The sequence below is a fragment of the Gemmata sp. genome (assembly GCF_051859125.1).
Lineage (GTDB): Bacteria > Planctomycetota > Planctomycetia > Gemmatales > Gemmataceae > Gemmata.
Genome location: NZ_JBHYGG010000053.1, coordinates 1 through 19,019, shown reverse-complemented (window position 1 = coordinate 19,019; position 19,019 = coordinate 1). Strand labels below are relative to the sequence as shown.

21 protein-coding genes are annotated in these 19,019 nt (G+C 72.3%); 19 read left to right on the top strand and 2 right to left on the bottom strand.

Annotation, left to right across the window (positions count from 1 at the left end; translation table 11 throughout):
• Positions 1–38: 38 nt before the first annotated feature.
• From ACTIGN_RS06770 to ACTIGN_RS06715, 12 genes are all read left to right on the top strand, one after another.
• Positions 39–350 (top strand): H-X9-DG-CTERM domain-containing protein, encoded by a 312-nt coding sequence (locus ACTIGN_RS06770; RefSeq protein WP_439622106.1) that lies wholly within the window; start codon positions 39–41, stop codon positions 348–350.
• 163 nt (positions 351–513) lie between these two features.
• The gene (locus ACTIGN_RS06765) at positions 514–648 is read left to right on the top strand and encodes a hypothetical protein (RefSeq protein WP_439622104.1); all 135 of its coding nucleotides are present in this window, start codon (positions 514–516) and stop codon (positions 646–648) included.
• 635 nt (positions 649–1,283) lie between these two features.
• Entirely contained in the window at positions 1,284–1,778 is a 495-nt protein-coding gene (locus ACTIGN_RS06760) for an ISAs1 family transposase (RefSeq protein ID WP_439622102.1), read from the top strand.
• 128 nt (positions 1,779–1,906) lie between these two features.
• Entirely contained in the window at positions 1,907–2,530 is a 624-nt protein-coding gene (locus ACTIGN_RS06755) for an AAA family ATPase (protein ID WP_439622100.1), read from the top strand.
• Positions 2,527–3,036 carry a hypothetical protein gene (locus ACTIGN_RS06750; RefSeq protein WP_439622098.1) on the top strand — a complete coding sequence of 170 codons (510 nt, stop codon included), beginning with the start codon at positions 2,527–2,529 and terminating at the stop codon, positions 3,034–3,036. Before ACTIGN_RS06755 ends, ACTIGN_RS06750 begins: the two co-directional genes overlap by 4 nt.
• Positions 3,037–3,131: 95 nt before the next feature.
• Entirely contained in the window at positions 3,132–3,326 is a 195-nt protein-coding gene (locus ACTIGN_RS06745) for a hypothetical protein (protein ID WP_439622096.1), read from the top strand.
• A gap of 46 nt (positions 3,327–3,372) precedes the next feature.
• Positions 3,373–4,761: a hypothetical protein gene (locus ACTIGN_RS06740; protein ID WP_439622094.1), complete on the top strand. Its 1,389-nt coding sequence runs from the start codon at positions 3,373–3,375 to the stop codon at positions 4,759–4,761.
• Between the two features lie 110 nt (positions 4,762–4,871).
• Entirely contained in the window at positions 4,872–5,735 is an 864-nt protein-coding gene (locus ACTIGN_RS06735; RefSeq protein ID WP_439622092.1) for a hypothetical protein, read from the top strand.
• Positions 5,736–5,800: 65 nt separating this feature from the next.
• Entirely contained in the window at positions 5,801–6,088 is a 288-nt protein-coding gene (locus ACTIGN_RS06730) for a hypothetical protein (protein ID WP_439622090.1), read from the top strand.
• Between the two features lie 19 nt (positions 6,089–6,107).
• Positions 6,108–7,466, top strand: coding sequence for a hypothetical protein (locus ACTIGN_RS06725; RefSeq protein WP_439622088.1), 1,359 nt, complete (start codon positions 6,108–6,110; stop codon positions 7,464–7,466).
• A gap of 19 nt (positions 7,467–7,485) precedes the next feature.
• On the top strand, positions 7,486–7,986 hold the full coding sequence (locus tag ACTIGN_RS06720) for a hypothetical protein (RefSeq protein ID WP_439622086.1): 501 nt from the start codon (positions 7,486–7,488) through the stop codon (positions 7,984–7,986).
• Between the two features lie 102 nt (positions 7,987–8,088).
• Positions 8,089–8,691 (top strand): hypothetical protein, encoded by a 603-nt coding sequence (locus tag ACTIGN_RS06715; protein WP_439622084.1) that lies wholly within the window; start codon positions 8,089–8,091, stop codon positions 8,689–8,691.
• A gap of 8 nt (positions 8,692–8,699) precedes the next feature.
• Here ACTIGN_RS06715 and ACTIGN_RS06710 read toward each other — a convergent pair whose 3' ends face one another.
• Positions 8,700–8,936 (bottom strand): helix-turn-helix domain-containing protein, encoded by a 237-nt coding sequence (locus ACTIGN_RS06710; protein WP_439622082.1) that lies wholly within the window; start codon positions 8,934–8,936, stop codon positions 8,700–8,702.
• A 93-nt stretch (positions 8,937–9,029) separates the two neighbouring features.
• Here ACTIGN_RS06710 and ACTIGN_RS06705 point away from each other — a divergent pair, with 93 nt between their 5' ends.
• Entirely contained in the window at positions 9,030–10,091 is a 1,062-nt protein-coding gene (locus ACTIGN_RS06705; protein ID WP_439622080.1) for a GYF domain-containing protein, read from the top strand.
• 948 nt (positions 10,092–11,039) lie between these two features.
• Here ACTIGN_RS06705 and ACTIGN_RS06700 read toward each other — a convergent pair.
• A complete protein-coding gene (locus tag ACTIGN_RS06700; RefSeq protein WP_439622078.1) occupies positions 11,040–11,351 on the bottom strand; it encodes a hypothetical protein in 312 nt (103 codons plus the stop codon).
• A gap of 183 nt (positions 11,352–11,534) precedes the next feature.
• On the opposite strand from ACTIGN_RS06700, the gene ACTIGN_RS06695 reads away from it, so the two are divergent.
• From ACTIGN_RS06695 to ACTIGN_RS06670, 6 genes are all read left to right on the top strand, one after another.
• Positions 11,535–14,639: a PSD1 and planctomycete cytochrome C domain-containing protein gene (locus ACTIGN_RS06695; protein WP_439622076.1), complete on the top strand. Its 3,105-nt coding sequence runs from the start codon at positions 11,535–11,537 to the stop codon at positions 14,637–14,639.
• Positions 14,640–14,749: 110 nt separating this feature from the next.
• The gene (locus tag ACTIGN_RS06690; protein WP_439622074.1) at positions 14,750–16,171 is read left to right on the top strand and encodes a DUF1501 domain-containing protein; all 1,422 of its coding nucleotides are present in this window, start codon (positions 14,750–14,752) and stop codon (positions 16,169–16,171) included.
• 1,013 nt (positions 16,172–17,184) lie between these two features.
• The gene (locus tag ACTIGN_RS06685; RefSeq protein WP_439622072.1) at positions 17,185–17,370 is read left to right on the top strand and encodes a transposase DNA-binding-containing protein; all 186 of its coding nucleotides are present in this window, start codon (positions 17,185–17,187) and stop codon (positions 17,368–17,370) included.
• Positions 17,297–17,602 (top strand): transposase DNA-binding-containing protein, encoded by a 306-nt coding sequence (locus tag ACTIGN_RS06680; RefSeq protein ID WP_439622070.1) that lies wholly within the window; start codon positions 17,297–17,299, stop codon positions 17,600–17,602. Before ACTIGN_RS06685 ends, ACTIGN_RS06680 begins: the two co-directional genes overlap by 74 nt.
• A complete protein-coding gene (locus tag ACTIGN_RS06675; protein ID WP_439622068.1) occupies positions 17,599–18,561 on the top strand; it encodes a hypothetical protein in 963 nt (320 codons plus the stop codon). Before ACTIGN_RS06680 ends, ACTIGN_RS06675 begins: the two co-directional genes overlap by 4 nt.
• A 147-nt stretch (positions 18,562–18,708) precedes the next feature.
• Entirely contained in the window at positions 18,709–18,858 is a 150-nt protein-coding gene (locus tag ACTIGN_RS06670; RefSeq protein WP_439622066.1) for a hypothetical protein, read from the top strand.
• Positions 18,859–19,019 lie beyond the last annotated feature (161 nt).

The following is a 19,019-nucleotide window of genomic DNA, read 5'->3' as shown; positions in this document are numbered from 1 at the left end:
GTCCATGAGGCGTTCCTCCGCCTGGCTCGTGCCCTCATCTGCCTGAGAATCTTAGGGCCCTAAACTTCATTCTTTCCGAACGCTCTTACGGCAAAGCCGATCTCCCCCTAAACAGTGCATGTCTGGATCCCACAAGCGACCCAAATTGCAATCGCTACGCGTGGGGAAGTCAGCACACCGGAGGTGCAAATTTCGCTCTCTGCGACGGTTCTGTCAAGTTCATCTCGGACACAATCTCTAGCCATAGAGGCTACACGCTCAGTTGCACCAACGCGGCCAACACTGCGAACTTCACCTATCAGAATCTCTATCGCCCGGACGACGGGAACGTGATCCAGGAGACGCCATAGTAGTTGCATGTTCTCCGGTCATCAGAGCCGCATCTTTACACTTTCCGTCGTTCCAAAACAGGTCTCGCTCTTACCGGTGCGTCGAGTTGAGTGTGGTTTGTGGTGATTCTTCGACCAGCGTGTCACTCAGAGGTAAACAGGGGCGAGTTGGGAACAGTCCCCGATGAACGACGATGCCTTGGCGATTCTCGCCCTCACCCGCCCGACGGCCGCCCCGCGGCCGCCAGACGTTACGCCCCGGGACGTGCTAGCGGCCCCCGGCGCGCACCAGGACGCGGCCGCGTCGGGGGGCGGGTGAGGGTCGTCGAGGCCGGCGCGGGCCGAGCCGCCGGAGGTGGTGGACGCGACGGTTCACAAGGAGCGGGAGAACAACCGGGTGGTGCGGGTGGGCAGGGCACCCGCGTGGTGCTCGGGACCCGGGGGGGCGAGCGCCCCGGCGCTGTCGAGTGCGAGTCGTCGTGTGAACACGTGCTTCGTGGAGCGCCACAACGGGACCGATCGGAACCGGTGCATCCGGAAGGCACGCAGGACCTGTGCGTTCTTGAAGGATTGGGACGTCCAACGGGCGGCGACAGTGTTCAACTACTTCAGTTACAACTTCTGCTGGCCGGTGCGAACCCTACGAGCGAGGTCGGTGGCAGAAGCTGGCGCCGGGGATGGCCGCCGGGTTAGCAGATCACGTGTGGACCTTGTCAGAGTGGGTGACCTGCCCCACCAGGCGTGTGCCGCGCAAGTAGGTCACCACCCATTCGCGGGTCGGGTTCAATAACGTCAAGCTCTAACCACCTGGAGCGTTCTCGTGGGCACCCCGTGACCGCTGGCGGACGGCTTCGCCGAACTCCGTGACCCACGGTTCCAACTCGAGTGTGCCCAAAACTTTATGGCATCATCCTGATCGTCGTCGGCGCTACCAGCGGCGGGGCCGACGACTTCGTGAGCGTGACTCCGTGCGCCCGGGCCAAGAGGGAGTGGTTCCGGGGCCGGCTCGGGCTCCAACTCGGCAACGGCATCCCGTCCCGCGACACCCTCAACCGGGTCTTCGCCATCATCCATCCGACCCACTTTCAGAAGTGCTTCCTCGGTTGGGTCGAGTCGATGTCCGACCACCTGAAACTCAAGCAGATCCCGATCGACGGGAAGGCCATGCGGGGGTCCAAATGCAAGACCTCGGCGGGCTTTCGGACGGTGCCGATCGTCAGCTCGTGGTCGTCGGAGAACCGCGTCACGCTGGCCCAGGTGCTCACCGACGAGAAGTCCAACGAGAGCACTGCGATCCCGGAGTTGTTGCAGTTGCGCGACATTTCGGGTGCGCTGGTGGGGTCGCCATCGAAAACCATCTGGGTGATGGTTCGGAATCGGCACATCCTGAAGCACCGCAGACTCTTTCCGCTTCAACCTCTGGACGTCATCAGTGCTCCCGGGGCTTAATTTCGCCCCGAAACCGGGCACTGTAGGGTGAACCCGCACGCTAGCCCTTGCGGCCGTCGGGTTCCGCCCGCGGGCCGGCCATCAGGCCGCACCGCCGCGGGCGACTCCCTTACCCCGGAGGCCCACAGATGAAGTTGGTCCGGTCCGAGTCGATGTCCGTCCGCGACAAGGTGGCCCGGGCCCGCGCCGAGCTGGCCGCGGCCCTGGTCGAGCGCGACGACGAGGTGGACGTGGTGCTCACCGCCCTGCTGGCCGGCGAGCACGTGCTGCTCGTCGGCCCGCCCGGGTGCGGCAAGTCGCTCCTGCTCGACGGGCTCCTGGCGTGGGCCGGGGGACGCAAGTTCTCCGTGCTCCTCACCCGCTTCACGACCCCCGAGGAGGTGCTCGGCCCGGTGAGCCTGGCCGGGCTCAAGGAGGACCGGTACGTGCGGGTCACCGCCGGCAAGCTCCCCGAGGCCGACCTGGCGTTCCTCGACGAGGTGCTCCGCGGGTCGTCCGCGGTCCTGAACTGCTTGTTGAAGTTGCTCAACGAGCGGACGTTCGACGCGGGCGACGGGGTGGTCAAGAAGGTCCCGCTCAAGCTGTGCGTCGGGGCCGCCAACGACGGCCCGAGCCGGACACGGGTAAGGAGCTCTCAGCTCTCATCGACCGGTTCACCCTGCGGAAGACCGTGGCCCCGATCCGCACGGCCGCCGGGCGCCAGCGGCTCCTGTGGGTCCGGGACCACACGCCGACGTTCTCGACCACCGTGACCGCGGCCGAGCTCGACGACGCCCGGCGGGCGGCCGCGGCCGTGCCGTGGTCGGCGGACGCCAAGGAGGCCCTGGAGCAGGTGCTCCGGGAGCTGGCCCGCGAGGGGGTGCGGCCCGGGGACCGGCGGCAGTTCAAGACCGTCGGGGTGGTGCGGGCGTTCGCGTACCTGTGCGGGGCCGACGCGGTCCGCCCCGAGCACCTCGAAGTGGCCCAGCACTGCCTGTGGGACGACCCCACGGACCAACCTCAACAGGTGGCGCAGGTGATCGCGAAGGTCGCCAACCCGGGCGGCATGCGGGTCGCGCAGCTGCTCCTCGAAGTGGAGGGCGTGCTCGGGGCCACCGACGCGCGGAACCTGGCCGACGCCGCCCGGGCCGCGGCCAAGCTCGGCGAAGTGGACCGGCAGCTGGCGGCGCTGCCCGCCGGGCCGCGGGCCGAGGCCGCCCGGGGGTACGTCCGGGACCAGCTCAAGCGGCTCAAGCTCGCGTCCCTCGAAGCCGTCTAACGGCCCTCGTTTTCACCCTCAATTCTCACGACCCGATCCGCACGCCCCGACGGGCGGGTGCGGTCGGTTCCCCACGCCCCGAGAAGGAGGTGCCCGTGCCCCGGGACCTGTTGTTCGACCGGTTCCAGGTGACCCTGACCGTGCCCGATGGCGTCGACCCGGCCGCGGCCGACCTGGCCCGGGCGGCGCTCGATGACCCGGCGTTCCTGGCCGCCGTGCGGCGGGCCGTCGGGGCCGTGCGGGCCGCGGTCCCCGCGCTCGCAATCTTGACCGTAACTGTCGAGTGGTGACGCCCCCGCCGCCACCGTCGGCGGTCCGACTCCCCCGGAGGTGCCCGTGAGTCCCGACGAGATGCTCAAGTTGTTCGACTTGGGGGCGCGGCCCGCGCGGCCCCCGGATGGTTCACCCGCGGTGGCGGCCGCGTGCCCCACCGCACCCGCCGCTCCCGAACCCGCGAGCCCGACGGCGCTGGTGCTCGACGCGTGGGGCCTGCGGCGGGGCCGGGACCTGGTCGCTGAGAGCGACCGGCTCCGGGCCGCGGGGGCCGACGCGCTCGCGGCCGCGGACTACTTCGGGGCCGCGTTCGACCCGGACCCGGCGCTCGCCCCGGGGTGCGCCGACCCGCGGCGGCACGCCTTCCTGGCGCGGGTCCTGGACGCCCCCGAGTACCGGGCCCTGCGGGCCGACACCCGGCTCGACGACAACGCGGCCGGGATCGCCGCGGCCCACCTCGCCGAGCAGTTCGCCCGGCTCCCCGCGCCCGACGCGGCGGAGACGTCGGACGGCGGCGACTTCGGGGCCGAACTGGCCGCGCTGCGGGCGGCCGCCGCGGCCGTGGACGGTGCGCGGGCCGAGGTGGGCGAACTCCGCGACGCCGCGGCGGCCCTCGGGCTCGGACCGGGCGCGCCCGGGGCCAGCGACCCGGCCGCGATCGCCGCGGTGTTCCGGCGGGTCCGCAACGACTCCGGGCTCAAGCGGGTGTGCGAGCTGGCCGGGCGGTTCCGCCGGGTGGCCCGCGCGAAGCAGCGGCGGAAGGCGGCCCACGGGACCGACGACGTGGTCGGGGTCGTGCCCGGCGGGGACGTGGGCCGGCTGCTCCCGGCCGAGCTGGTCCGGCTCGCGGTCCCCGAGCTCGAACTCGACGCCCTGCGCCGGATCGCCGAGGGGCACGCGCTGTGCCGCGAGCACCACGCCACCGAGCCGGTCGGCCGGGGGCCGGTGCTGGCGGTCGTGGACGAGAGTGGGAGCATGGCCGGGGACAAGGTCCACACGGCCAAGGCGCTGGCCCTGGCCCTGGCGTGGGTGGCCCGGCACCAGCGGCGGTGGGCCGGCCTGATCGCCTACTCCGGCGGGTCGGGGGAGCGGCTCCTCGCGCTGCCCCCGGGGCGGTGGGACGAGGGTAAGTTGTGCGACTGGCTGGCCGCGTTCATTGGCCGCGGCTCGGACCTCGACGTCCCGGTGGCCGAGCTCCCGCGGATGGCCCGCGCGATCGGCGCCCCGGCCGGGGTCACCGATCTCGTCGTTGTCACCGATGCGCTGTGCCGCATTCCCGCGGCCCTGCGCGACACGTTCCTGGCGTGGCGGCGGGCGGCGCGGGTGCGGGCGACGGCCCTGGTGGTCGGGGGCGCGGCCCCCGGGGACCTGGCCGCGGTGTGCGACGCGTGCCACGCGGTGCCAGCCCTCGACCCCGCGTCCGAGACCGTCGGCCGGGTCCTGTCCCTCTGATCGTCTCTTCATTCGGGCCCGTGGCGCGGTGCCGCGGCCCCCCGCAACGGCCCGGCGGTTCCTCCGCCGGGCCGCGTCGCTTCCATCCCATCACACAGGAGGACTGTTCCATGACGACCGCGACGCTCCCGCTCCCGGTGCCGGCCCCCGCGGGGACCCGGCTCCTGGGCGAGGTCCTGGCCTGGGCGTGCCCGGGCGCGGCCGTGACCCACGCGGCCCTGGTCCGCGCGCTCGAGGACGCGGACCTCGACCCCGGCGTCGCCCGGGAGCTGGCCCCGCGGCACGCCTTCACCCGCGCGTGCAAGCGGCTCAGCGACCAGCGGATCATCCGCCCGGTGGCCGAGGACGCGACCACCGTGAAGTTCCAGTTCACCCAGGAGTCGAGGGAGGGGGACCACTTCGAGTACACGGTCGAGACCATGCTCACCCTGGACAAGCAGACCGGGGCCGTCACGTGCGCGCCGCCCGGGCTGGCGACGCTGGCACAGGAGGAGCTGGACCGGTGCATCGCGGCCCGCACGGGAGGGGACGTGACCCGCGTGGTGCAGAAGTTGTTCGAGCGCCAGGCCGACCTGTTCCCGATCCGGCCCCAGGGCGGGTGCTACTTCTGCCCGGCGGTCCACGCCGGGTTCGTGGACCGCATCCAGATCTTGTTGGACCGCGTGGGCGGGCGGCTGCTGCGGTTCCCGGTGCCCGCGGGGACCCCCGAGGGGGACCGGAGCGTGACCCGGGCGGTGGCCGACGGGCTCGCCGCGGTGGTGGCCGAGCACCGGGCCGCGGTCGAGTCGTTCGGGGCCGACACCCGGGACGACACGCTGCGGCGCGCGGCGGAGAAGATCCGGGTGACGAAATTCAAGGTCCGCGCGTACGCCGAGTACCTGAGCGGCGAGCGGGACCGGCTGGACCGGGCCGTGGCCGCCGCCGAGGCCGAACTGCGGGCCAAGGTCGAGGCGCTCGCGGCCGTGCCCGCGTGACCCCCGCGCGAGCATACCCGGGCCGGCCCGCGGCGGGCCGGCCGTTCCCCTTCGAGGAGGTCATCATGCCGGCGACAACGGCGTGCGCGGCCGCGCGCACGGTGGCGTTCCTGTCGGCCCCGGCCCTGTGGCCCGCGTGGCCGTTTCTGCCCGTGGTCCGCCGGGCCGGCGGCCGCGAGGACCTCGGGGTCGTGTTCGACGCCCGGGCGGCCGGGCTCACCGGCCGCTCGGCGACCGTTTACCTGACGAACGTGTACGACCTGCCCGCCACGTGGGCGGCGTTCCTGGCGCTGCCCCGCGAGACCTACGACGGGGCCGACGAGGTCGCGGCCGCGGGCTGGGCGGTCGACTGAACCCGAGCGGAGGCGTGCGATGACCCTGTTCACCCGCGCGGTCGCGCGGGACGTCCGGGCGGTGCTCACCCGGTGCGCGTCGGGGCGGCCCCGCGGGCCGGCTCATCACGTCGTGGTGGTGCGGGCGTGCGGCGGGGTGCGGACGGTGACCGCGACCACGCCCGGCGGCGTGATGGTCGTTCACACGACCCCGGCCCCCGACGAGCCCGACGGCGTCGCGGTCGTGCCCGCGGCGGTCCTCGCCGACGCCGGGGGGGCCGCGGACACGGCGGTGGTCCTGGACCGCGTGTCGAACGGCCGGGGCACGGTGCGGTGGGAGGCCGGGGGCGCGGCGCGGGCGCTCCCCGTGGCGCTGATCGTGCCCGGTCGGCAGCACGACGCCCCGGTCGTGCCCGAGCTCACCCCCGTCGCCGACCGGCTCCTGGCGGCGCTGGACGCCTGCGGCCGGGCCGCGGCCCGGGACGACGGGCGGTACGCGCTGTCGCGGGTGCAGCTGCGGGGGCGGGCCGGGACCGTCGCGGGGACCGACGGGCGGCTCGCGGTGCTGTTCACCGGGCTCACGTTCCCGTTCGACGACGACGTGCTCGTGCCCGCCGTCGCGGCGTTCGCGTCGAAGCCCCTGGCCCGGGCCGGGGGCGTGCGGGTCGGGCTCGGCCCGGCGCATCTGGTAGTGGCCGCGGGGCCGTGGGCGGTGTTCCTGCCGGTCGCACGTGGGGCCCGGTACCCGGACGTCGCGGGCGTCGTCCCGCGGCACGCGGCGACCACCGTGGCCCTCGACCCCGCGGACGCCGCCGGGCTCCTCGCCGCACTCCCGGATCTGCCCGGGGCGACCGACGAGCACCGCCCGGTGACCCTCGACGCCGGCCCGACCGTTGAGGTCCGCGGCCGGGACGTTGGCACCGGCGCGGCCCGCGCGGTGGTGCTGGAACGGTCGGCGGCCGCGGGGCCGCCGGTGCGGGTGGCCCTGGACCGGCGGCTGTTGGCCCGGGCGCTGGCGCTCCGGTGCCGCGTGCTGAAGTTCGGCCCGGCCCCGCTGGTCGTGGCCGAGGGGGACGGGGTCACCGTGGTGGTCGCGGCCCTCGACCCCGACCGGACCGTACCGCCCGCGGGCGGCGCGGGCCCCGCCGCGACCGTGAACCCCGAGAGGAGCGCGCTGATGAAGACGACCGATGTCCCCGGCCCGGCGGCGGCGCGGGGCGATCCGCCCGACCCCTTGGTCGCCGCGGAGGAGCTCCGCGACGCGCTGGCCGACGCGGCCGCGAGGGCGGCCCGGCTGGTGGCCGCGCTGCGGGCCGGGCGGAGGGAGAAGAAGGTGCTGGCGAGCGTGTACGCCGGCCTCAAGCAACTGAACCTGGGCGCCCCGGACGGGAAGCCGTGACGGGCCCGGAGGAGCGACGATGATCGAGGTGCTGCACAGGATCGGGGCGGTGGGGGCGCGGCTGGCGGCGGCCGGGCGGGAGGCCCGGGCCGCGTCCGCGGCGGCGACCGGGGACGCCACGGACCACGTGACCCAGGCGGTCGGGGCCGCGGCGGCCGAGGTGGTCCGGGCCGCGGTGGTCGGGGCCGTGGCCGCGGTGGTGCGGGGCGGCCGGGTCCGGTTCCCGGGCGCCGGCAGCGGCGACCCGTGGGGCGACGGCGACACGGTGCTCGACGACGGGGACGACGGGGACGGGTACGACGTGCCGACCAATCCGACCGGTCCGGCCGGCGGGGCGGGGTGGGCGCGGGCGACCCGCGCGGCGGGGGCGGCGCTGACGGTGGCGGCGGGGGCGGCGCTGACGGTGGCGGCCGGGGCCGCGGCGTCGGTCCCGGGCGGGCGGCTGGTCGCGGCCGGGCTCGGGGCGGCCGCCGCGGTCGCGGCGCTGGCGGCCCGGGCCGCCGAGGGCCCGAAGGACTAACGGCCGAGGGAATGGAACTCACGCGCACCGGGTCCCGACGCCCGTCGAGCCGGCGGTCGGGTCCGGTGCGCCACGCACCACACACACAACACGGAGACCGACATGAACGCGACGACGAACGGGGTGCTGCGGGCGAAGCGGCCGCAGCTGACCGACGCGATCACGAAGCTGGACGACATGGTGGACGGGCTGGCCACGGCGATCCCCGGGGCCGTCGCGGACAGCGTCCGCGAGGTCCTCGGGCCGGCCCTGGCGGCCGCCCTCACGGACGCGATCCGCGGGGCCGTGAAGGAGGCCGTGGCCGAGGCGCTCGCCGAAGCTCGGGCCGTTGCCCCGGTGGCTCCGGTGCCGCCCGTGGTTCCGCCGGCGGCCCCGCCGGAGCGACGGCCGCGCCCGGACCGGTGGGCCGCCGTGCGGGCCCTGGCGGCCGAGGCGAAGGCGTGGGCCGTGACGCACGCCGCGCCGGTGGCCGCGCGGGCGGCCCTGGGGTGGGCCGCGGTGCGGCTCGTGGGCGGGGCGACCGTGCGGTCCCGCGCGTCCCTGGCCGCGACGGTGCTGACGGCCGCGGGGGCCGCGGCGGTCGGGTACGCGGCCGACCCGTTCGGGGCCGCGGCCCTGCTCGGGCTCGGGAGCGGGGCGGCCGCCGCGGTGGCGGTGTGGGCGGCACCGCTCGTCGGCCTGTGCGTTGCCCTGCGGGGCGAGTGACGACCGGTTCAGGTGATTTCGGCGACCCGGAGGAGCGCGACGAGGTCGGTGCCGCACGCCCGGCACAGGGCGGCGAGCTCGACCACGTCGACCCGCCGCTCCCCGCTCTCGACCTTCGACACGAAGCTGGCGTACGCGCCGAGCTTCGCGGCCACGTCGGCCTGGGTCAGGCCCGCGGCCTCCCGGGCCCGGCGGAGGGCCGCGGTCAGCCGGCGGTACGCGGCGGTGTGCTGGGACTTGTCCAAGGCGCCACCCGTTGGGAGTGGCGGCAACCTAAGTTGGGAAGTACGATTTCCCAAAACGGGAAATTGATCACGCGACGCACGGGGGGCACCGCGATGGCCGAGGCGACGTGGTACGTGGCGGCGGAGGGCGGGGCGGCCGGCCCGTTCGACCTGGCCCGCCTGAAGCAGATGGCGGCCGCCGGGGCGCTCGCCCGGGGCGACCTGGTGTACCCGGCCGGCGGCTCCGAGTGGGTCACGGCCGCGACCGTCCCGGGGCTGTTCCCGCCGCCCCCGCCGCTGCCGGGCGGGCCGCGCGGGCTCGTCCCGTGCGCGAGGTGCGGGGCGCGCGTCTCGGACGAGGCGCGGACCTGCCCGCAGTGCGGGCACGCACAGCCGGCCGCCGAGGCCGATGCCCCCGGAAAGCGCGGCGCGAAGTGCGGGGGGTGCGGGACGTTCAACCTCGTGAGCGACGGCTTCGGCCTGTTCTCGTACGACAAATGCCGCGGGTGCGGCCGGTGGCTCCGGGAAACGAACCCGGACGAGTTCCTCGACGCCGAGATGGAGCGGGTGTACGAGAACTCGGTGACCGCCCCGGGCCTAACGGCGGTCCTGTGGGCCCTCCCGGGCGCCTTTCTGCTCTCTTGCACCGGCGTCCTGCCAAAGGCGCCCAACGGCCACAACTCCCCCACCGCGCTCCTGGTCACTATCGGACTGCTCTACCTGGGTCTTCGTGCCGTGCTCGCCCGGGCCATCCGGTGGACCGGCTCCTGGGATGGTCTGGGCACCCGTTCCGAACTGGCCGGGCGGATGCGGGGACGGTCGTGGGACGCGGTCGCGGCGCGGTACGCCCGGGCCCGCGGGGCGGGCGGCGGTCGTTCCCGTTCGGGCTGCGGTGCGATGGGGTTGAAGATCGGAGCCGGCCTGGTGCTCGCGGTCGCCGGCTTCAGCGTCTACCAGGCCCAGTTCAGCCAGTACGCGCTGGGGCGCAAGGCCGGGGTGCAGGCCGTGCGGGAGGCGAGCGCGAAGGGCGTGCTGGTCCGGGCCGGGCTGAACTTCGCCAACGTAATCGACCTGATCCCGACGGACCCGAAGGCCTCGGCCGACTGGAACGCCGGGTTCCGGGCCGGGTTCCAGGAGGAACTGGAGCGGATGTACCCGCCGCCCAGGGGCCGCTAGCCCGGCCGCGGTCGCCCGTCGCCCTTCTCCGGGGGGGCACGCGCCCCCCGGCCCGAACACCGGTGGTCGGAGATCGTGTGGGTAGCGCGCTCGCGCGACTACTCGGGGAGCGGAACCGCGTTCCGTTCCCACCCGGGTGCGGCCCGCTCGGCGGGCCGCACCCGGATCTTTTTTAGCCCTCGGCGGCCAAACGGCCGGTACGTCTCGGGGGCCGCGCTGGTCGCCACGCACTGCAAGCCAGAGGGCCCTTCCCGCGCCGGGTTCGGCCGGTTCGACCGGCCGAAGTCTCGGACCCCGGGTCGGAACGGGCCGTGACCGGTGCGTCCGCAGCGTCCGCCCGCGGGGGGGGGGCGGTGCGGACGCACCGGACGCACGGATTCGATCGACTTCCTCACCGCGATCGAGCCATCTCAAGGGTCGACACGTTGGCCGCACGGCGGGCGAGGCCACCATTCACGGGGAGAACACGGAGCGAGGGAACGGGACGCGGCCGCCGAGGCGGCGGCCGCTCGCGGATTCGGGCACCAAGCTCGACGGTGACCGACGGGCTGGCGGTCCCGGGGTCGTGACCGACGGCGTCCGCGCGGTCCTCGGGCCGGCGCTCGCGGCGGCGATCACGGCCGCCGTGGCCGAGGTGGGCGGGGTGCGCGGCGACGGGGCACCGCCCCGCGGTTCAACTCCAGGATGCCGAACGGCACCAGGAGATCCTCAACGCGTCCGGGTCGGTCGCGGTCTCGACACGGGTCTGCTGGACGTGGGCGAAGATGGCGTCGGTCCGGGGGAGCGTTTTTGCGGACGGGCCTTGAGTACCCGACGCAACTTGTAGCCGAGGCGGTTGAGGAGGTCGCCGACGGTCTGAGGGGTCGGCACCGCACCGGCCGGCTCGGGGGTGGCCCGTAGGGCGTCGCGGACGGCCCTGGCGGTGATCCGGGTGTAGGCGAAGGGGGTCTAGAACTTGGGGTCGGCCTGGGCGTGCGGATCGACCAGGCGGCGGATGTGCTCCTCCAACGCCGGGTGGCGTTCCTCCGTCGTCGTCTGCCCGCGCGACTCGAAGTCCTCGACGCAGCGGATGCCGGAGCGGAGTTCGTTCAGGCCGGTGTGGACGGCGTCCCGCCCCCACCCGAAGGTGGTCTCGGCGAGACGGGCGGAGCCACCACAGTACGTTTGAGCCACCTCGGCCTGGAACCGCCGCTTGTGCCCGGTGAGCAGTGTCGCGGCCAGCAGGATGGTCCGCCGTGTGTCGGCTGTGAGGTCCGCCATGACCGCCTCCTCCGTGAGGCACACCCTGGAGCCGATCGCCGAAGACGCCGGTAGATCACCTGCCCGCTACTGCCTAGGATCGGGAGGCTTGCGCTGGAGCACAAAGTGATTGTGTGGGGCGACCGGAGCGATTACTATGAAAACGCGCACTCTCCCGCCCCCCTCCTCCCGAGTGCTCCGACCATGTTGAGTCGGTTCTACGCCGTCTGCGCCGTCGGCCTTCTCCCCTTCGCCGCCCTTCGGGCCGCCGACGAACCGACCTTCAACCGGGACATCCGCCCGCTCCTGTCCGACGCCTGCTTCCAGTGCCACGGGCCGGATGCGGCCAAGCGGAAGGCCGGCCTGCGCCTCGACGTCCGCGCCGACGCGACGACACCCGCGAAGTCCGGCGAGACGGCCATCGTCCCCGGCAAGCCGGAGAAGAGTGAGCTGCTCAAGCGGGTGGCCGCCCACGACGACACGGCCATGCCGCCCGACACCAAGGGGAAGCGGCTGACGACGGACCAGATCGCCCTGCTAACGAGGTGGATCGCGGACGGGGCCGAGTACCAGGGACACTGGGCGTTCCTGCCGGTGGAGCGACCGAAGCCGCCGTCGGCCGGGCACCCGGTGGACGCCTTCATCCGCGCGAAGCTGGCGGCGGCGAAGCTGAAGCCGCAAGCCGAGGCCGACCGGGCGACGCTCATCCGCCGTGTGACGCTCGACCTGACCGGCCTGCCGCCGACGCCCGCCGAGGTGGAGGCGTTCCTGGCGGACAAGTCGCCGGACGCGTACGAAGCGGTGGTGGACCGGCTGCTGAAGTCCCCCCGGTACGGCGAGCACATGGCCCTCCAGTGGCTGGACTTCGCCCGCTACGCCGACAGCAACGGCTTCCAGGTCGACAGCAGTCGCTTCCAGTGGCCGTGGCGGAACTGGGTCATCAACGCGTTCAACGCGAACAAGCCGTTCGACCAGTTCACCGTGGAACAGATGGCCGGTGACCTGCTGCCGAACGCGACCCGCGATCAGGTCGTGGCCACCGGCTTCAACCGCAACCACCGGCTCAACGGCGAAGGCGGGCTGATCGCCGAGGAGTGGCGGGTCGAGACCGTCATCGACCGCCTCGAAACGACCGGCAGCACCTGGCTCGGCCTCACATTCAACTGCTGCCGCTGCCACGACCACAAGTACGACCCGATCACGCAGAAGGAGTTCTACCGAGCGTTCGCCTACTTCAACTCGGTCCAGGAGAGCGGCACGTTGCAGGGCGAGACGCGGAACACGGAGCCGACGGTCTCCGTGCCCGACCCTGACTCGCAAGCCAAAGTCGCGGCCATCGAAGCCGACATCCTCGCGGCGGCGAAGGCGACGGCGGAGCTGCTGACGAAGCGGCCGGAACTGCAAGCCGCGTGGGAGGCGGACGTCCGGAAGCGGCTGGCGAAGGACGTGGCCGTGTGGCGGGTGCTGGAGCCGAAGTCCGCGACCGCGACCGGCCGCGCGACGCTCACGAAGCAGCCCGACGGCTCGTACCTCGCCGGTGGGGCGAACCCGACCAACGTCACCTACGAGGTCGCCGCCCCGCTGGCGGAGGAGAAGTTCAGCGGGCTGCTGCTCGAAGCGTTCACCGACGCCAGCCTGCCCGACAACAGCGCCGGTCGCGCGCCGAACGGCAACTTCGTGCTGACCCGCGTGGAGGCGGTGTTGTCCGCCCCGACCCTGGACAAGCCGGTCGCGCTGAAGTTCACCCGCGCCGAGGCCGACTACTCGCAGAACGGCTGGGACATCAAGAACGCCCTCGGCAGCGAGGTCGGGAAGGGTTGGGCGGTGGACGGCCCGACCAGGAAGGAGAACCGCAAGGCGATGTTCCTCCTGGACGAGCCGGTGGCCGTACCGAAGGACGCCACGCTGACGGTGCGGGTCGTCCACGGGACGCTCGCACAGCACGCCATCGGCCGGTTCCGGCTGTCCGCGACGGGCCTGCCCGCCGCCGAGGTCAGCCTGTCCGGGCCGGGCATTTCGGACGGCCTGCGGCAGGCGATCCTGACGGACGCGGCGAAGCGCACCCCGGCCGAGAAGGCCGAGGTGGAACGGCACTTCCTGGCCACCGCCGACGGCGAGGTGAAGGCGGCCCTCACCCGCGAGACCAAGCTGAAAGCCGACCGCGACGCCCTGCTCAAGAAGTCCGCCACGGTGATGGTGATGAAGGAGGCGGCCCAGCCCCGCGACGCCTTCGTGCTGACCCGCGGCGAGTACGACAAGAAGGGGGAGAAGGTGACGCCGGGGACGCCCGCGGCCCTGCCGGCGATGCCGAAGGACGCCCCCCCGAACCGCCTCGGGCTGGCCCGCTGGCTGGTGGACGACACGAACCCGCTGACCGCCCGCGTGTGGGTGAATCGCGCCTGGGAGCGCTTCTTCGGCACCGGCCTCGTGAAGACGTCGGAGAACCTCGGGTCGCAGGCCGAGTTCCCCAGCCACCCGGAACTGCTCGACTGGCTGGCCGCCGAGTTCATGACCCCGACGGTGCTACCCCCCGTGGCGGGCGAACCGGCGAAGAAGTGGGACATGAAGGCGTTCCACAAGTTCCTCGTGACGAGCGCCACGTACAAGCAGGCCAACACGGCCACGCCGGAGGTGCTGGAACGCGACCCGGACAACCGCCTGCTCGCCCGCGCGCCGCGCCTGCGGCTGAGCGGCGAAGCCCTCCGCGATCAGGCGTTGTTCGCCTCCGGCCTGCTCGTCGAGAAGGTGGGCGGGCCGAGCGTCCGCCCTTACATGCCCGAGGGCGTGTGGGACGAGACCAGCCGGTACGGCGACCTCCGAGGCTACAAGCACGACACCGGCGACGGCCTGTACCGCCGCAGCCTGTACACCGTCTGGAAGCGGACGGCCGCCCCGCCGACGATGCTGCTCTTCGACGCCCCCAGCCGGGAGTACTGCGCGGTCAAGCGATCGCGGACGAACACGCCGTTGCAAGCGCTGTCGCTGCTGAACGAGGTCACGTACGTCGAGGCGGCGCGGAAGTTGGGCGAGCGGATGCTGATGGAAGGGGGCACGACCGACGCCGAGCGCACCCGCTTCGCGGTGCGGGTGGTGCTCGGGCGGGACCCGACCGACGCCGAGGCGAAGGTGCTGCTCGACGGTCTGGTCGCGGACCGCGCGAGGTTCGCCAAGACCCCGGCTGCCGCGGCCAAGTTGCTGGCCTTCGGCGACAGCAAGCCCGACCCGAAACTGGATGCGGTGGAACTGGCCGCCCACGCCGTCACCGCCAACATCCTGTTGAACCTGGACGAAGCCGTCGTCCGGCCGTGACTGGCTGCTCGGCCTCCACCCCGGCGAGGGCGAGCCGCCCGCCGCCGAACCCCGTGCCCCTTGCGATCCCTGCGGGCGAACACTCACCTGCCGCCAACCGGAACCCCGCGATGAACCTCCCCGCGAGCGCTTTGCAAGACGCCCTCAACCGCCGCCTGTTCCTCCGCCAGTCGGCCGGCGGACTCGGGCTCGCCGCGCTCGCCTCGCTGACCAACCCCGTCGCCGCCGCCCCCGCGCCGGTGGCGAAGGCGAAGCGGGTGATCTACCTGTTCCAGTCCGGCGCGCCGTCGCAGGTGGACCTGTTCGACCCCAAGCCGGCAATGGAAAAGCGGCGCGGCGAGGACCTGCCGGCGTCGATCCGCATGGGCCAGCGGCTGACCACCATGACCTCCGGGCAGGCCAAGTTCCCGGTCGCGCCGTCGGCGTTCAAGTTCCAGAAGCACGGCAAGTCCGACATGTGGTTCAGCGAGCTGGTGCCCGGCATGGCGGCGCACGCGGACGACTGGTGCATGGTCCGCACCGCCCACACGGAGGCCATCAACCACGACCCGGCCATCACCTTCATCCAGACCGGCAGCCAACTGCCCGGCCGGCCGAGCATCGGCGCGTGGCTGGGCTACGGACTGGGCAGCGAGTGCAAGGACCTGCCGGCCTACGTCGTCCTCACCTCGTTCGGCAGCGGCCGGCCGGACGACCAGCCGCTGTACGACCGCCTGTGGAGCGCCGGCTTCCTGCCGTCACAGCACCAGGGGGTGAAGCTCCGCAACAAGGGCGACGCCGTGCTGTACCTGTCCGACCCGCCGGGGGTGGGCCGCGACGACCGCCGGGCCACACTCGACCGCCTGGCCGTGCTGAACAACCAGGAGTTCGGCCGCTCGAACGACCCCGAGACCAAGGCCCGGACGGCGCAGTACGAGATGGCGTTCCGCATGCAGACGAGCGTGCCCGACCTGCTCGACCTCACGAAGGAGACGAAGAAGACGCTGGAGGCCTACGGCCCGGACGTGTCCCGCCCCGGCTCCTACGCCGCCAACTGCCTGCTCGCCCGCCGCATGGCCGAGCGGGACGTGCGGTTCGTGCAACTGTTCCACATGGGGTGGGACCACCACGGCGGGCTGCCGAAGGCCATCCGCGGGCAGTGCAAGGACACCGACCGGGCGACCTCCGCCCTGCTGACCGACCTGAAGGACCGGGACATGCTGAAGGACACGCTGGTGGTGTGGGGCGGGGAGTTCGGCCGCACCATCTACAGCCAGGGGGCGCTGACGGCGACCGATTACGGCCGTGACCACCACCCGCGGTGCTTCACCGTGCTGATGGCCGGGGCCGGCGTCAAAGGCGGCACCACCTACGGCGAGACGGACGAGTTCGGCTACAACGTGACTGACAACCCGGTCCACGTCCACGACCTGAACGCCACCATCCTTCACTTACTCGGCATCAACCACGAGAAACTCACGTACAAGTTCCAAGGTCGGGACTTCCGTCTGACCGATGTCCACGGGAACGTGGTGAAAGGCATCCTATCCTGACCCGTGCTGGGCCGTGCGAACAACGCCGACCTGGGGGCGACAATCCCGAAGGGGATACCGAATCGCGTGGATCAGTTGCCCTTGGTGGGGCAGGCATTCTTGCCTGCCTCCGGAAGCGGTTGGAGGCAGGCAAGAATGCCTGCCCCACCAGATCGAAACGAATGCATGAGATTCGGTATGAGACCGGTTCTCGCCGCCGCCCGGTAGGCGTAGCCGGTTATTGGGTATTGGACCTGATTCAGGGAGCAGACCAACGGGGTGAAGCCCGCTCCAGTTTCCCCACCCGCCCCGTGGGCGAAGGTGAGGGCGGCCCTGGCCGCGTTCAGGAACCGAGTGATGATGAAAGTCGCGACGGTGCTCGCGCGCGGCCCCGGGGTGGCCCGCGACGTTGGCAGCGCCACGGTCCACTCCCGCGCGGCGGTTCTGACGACGGCCGTGTCGGGCGTGGCCGCGGGGCTCGTCGGCTTCGCGCTCGGGCCGGTGGGCGCGGCCGCGGCGGCGTGGCGGCCCAGGCCGCCGGATTCTTGGTGGCGTTGCGGGACGGTTGAAGGTGGCGAACGTGTTCGGAGCGGGCCGGGTCCGGCCGCCGTCGGGTGGCCCGCCGGGTGGCGGGCCACCCCGGACACTTTCTTTTAGCCCTGCGCGGCCGGGGGTGCGGGTCAACGCGGAACCATTCAGAGCAGGGCAGAATCTTTGCGTTTGCTGCGTCCGCTGCGTCCACCTGCCGCGGGCCGGCGACGGCCTTCTCGGACGCAGCGGACGCAGGATTTCACCCCACCTCCGGGCCCGCCATCGAGTCGAACGGGGGCGCGCCGTTGGGGGGGCCCACCCCAAGTCGTGCGCCGATTCTTGCGGGTTCGGTTCCGACGCTGAAGTCGACCGCCGGGCGGCGTCGGAAGGTAAGCGTCGTGCGAAGCTTTCGATTACCCACAAGTTCCGTGTTCGGGTCCGGGTATTTGAAGTAGAGTGGCGCTCAGTGGGCCTCGCTCCGGCACTCGCCCGGAGGTGTCGACGTGGACGCCTGGGCCGAGTACGAATTGGACGGTGGTACGTTCCCCGACCCGCGGCTGAAGAAGCGACTCGGGAAGGTGCTCGGCGACCTGGGGCAGCGGCTCGGTAAGTACGGTGCCGTTGGCGTGCCAGGACTGGGCCGCGACCAAGGCCGCCTACCGGTTCTTCGACAACCCGCGCGTCGATGAGGGCGTCATCCCGGGCGGGCACTTCGCGGCCACCGCGGCGCGGTTCGCCGCGACCGCCGGGACGATCCTGGTGCTGCACGACACCACCGAGTCCAGCTTCCAGCGGGACACGCCCGAGGCGATCGGTTCGCTCTCGCTCATCAAAGGCCGGCACGCGACGTACACCGCCTGTGGGGTGATCGTGCACTCCAGTCTGGTGCTGACGGCCTCCCGCTGGGTCTGGCGGCCGTGAAGTTCTGGACCCGCAAGAAGTTCAAAGGCACCAACGCGCTGAAGAGGCGGATCAACCCCACGCGCGTCCCCATCGACCGGAAGGAGAGCGTGCGCGGGGGTCGAGAACCTCAAGCAGTCCGCACAGCAACTGGGCGAGCCGTCCCGGTGTGTTCACATCGGGGACCGCGAGAGCGACATCTACGAGTTGTTCGGTGCGGCCCACGAGGGGGGACGCACGTCTCGGTCCTCACCTGTGTGAACCGGTTGGCCGGGAGCGGGAGTACGACGGTGTCCAAGACGATGAGCCCCGATCCGATCCGCGGTGAGCACGAGGTCGACGTTCGAGACGACCGGGGCCGGGCCTCCACGGCGCGGGTCCAGTTGCGGTTCTGTCGGGTGACGGTGCATCCGCCGGTGGCCAAGCGGACGCGCTACCCGGCGCTGGCGCTGGCCGTGATTCGTGCCCACGAGCGGGGCACGCCCGCGGGTCGAGACCCGATCCGGTGGAACCTGCTCACGGACCTACCGGTGTCGGACCTCGCGGCCGCGATCGAGAAGTTGGGGTGGTACGCCCAGCGCTGGAAGGCGGAGACGTATCACAAGGTGCTGAAGTCGGGGTGTCGGGCCCCGCACGCCGAACGGCGGACGAACCTGTTGGCCGTGTGCTGCATCGTCGGGTGGCGCGTGTTCTGGGTGACGATGGCCAACCGCGGGACCCCCGAAGCCCGAGCCGAGGTCGCCCTCACGGGGACCGAGATCGCGATCATCGATCGGTTGGCCACGGGCACGGCACCGAGTCCCGAGACCCCGCCCCCGACGCGGACGGTCACCCAGTACCTCGTGGCGGTTGCGAGGTTGGGTGGCTACTTGGCACGGGCGAGCGACCAGCCGGGCAACAAGGTACTCTGGCGCGGCCTCACCCGACTCACCGATATCCACCTCGGGTACGAAATGCGCAACCGAGTTGTGGGTAATTGAACACTTCGCAGAACGCTTACTCGGAAGCGTCGATAGCGGCAACGCACGGTCACCTGCCGTCATCATCTACTACAACGGCGACCGCATCGACTCCGCTCGACTCCTCGACGCCGCCGGCAACGGCCTACTTCGTCGAACGGAGCAGCCGTGATCCGCTCCTTCTCCGGGCTCATGCCGGAGAACCTGGCCAACTACGATTCGCAAATTGGAACTGCGAAATCCGCCATCGTCGGGCAGATCGCCCGCTTGGTGCGGAAAGCGGGCCTCGACTACGAGGGCTGGCGGTACGTCGCCTAGCAGGTGCGGAGGGAGTGCGACCTGAAGCCTGCCAGGAAGGGGAAGAAGCTGCCGAAGGTGTTGACGGCCGTCGCCTTCGCCAAGTTCTACGCCGTGGTGGGCAAGGCCCAATGCCCTTCAGTTAAGCGGAAAGCCGGTGCCTCCTTGGTATTGTGGGGTTG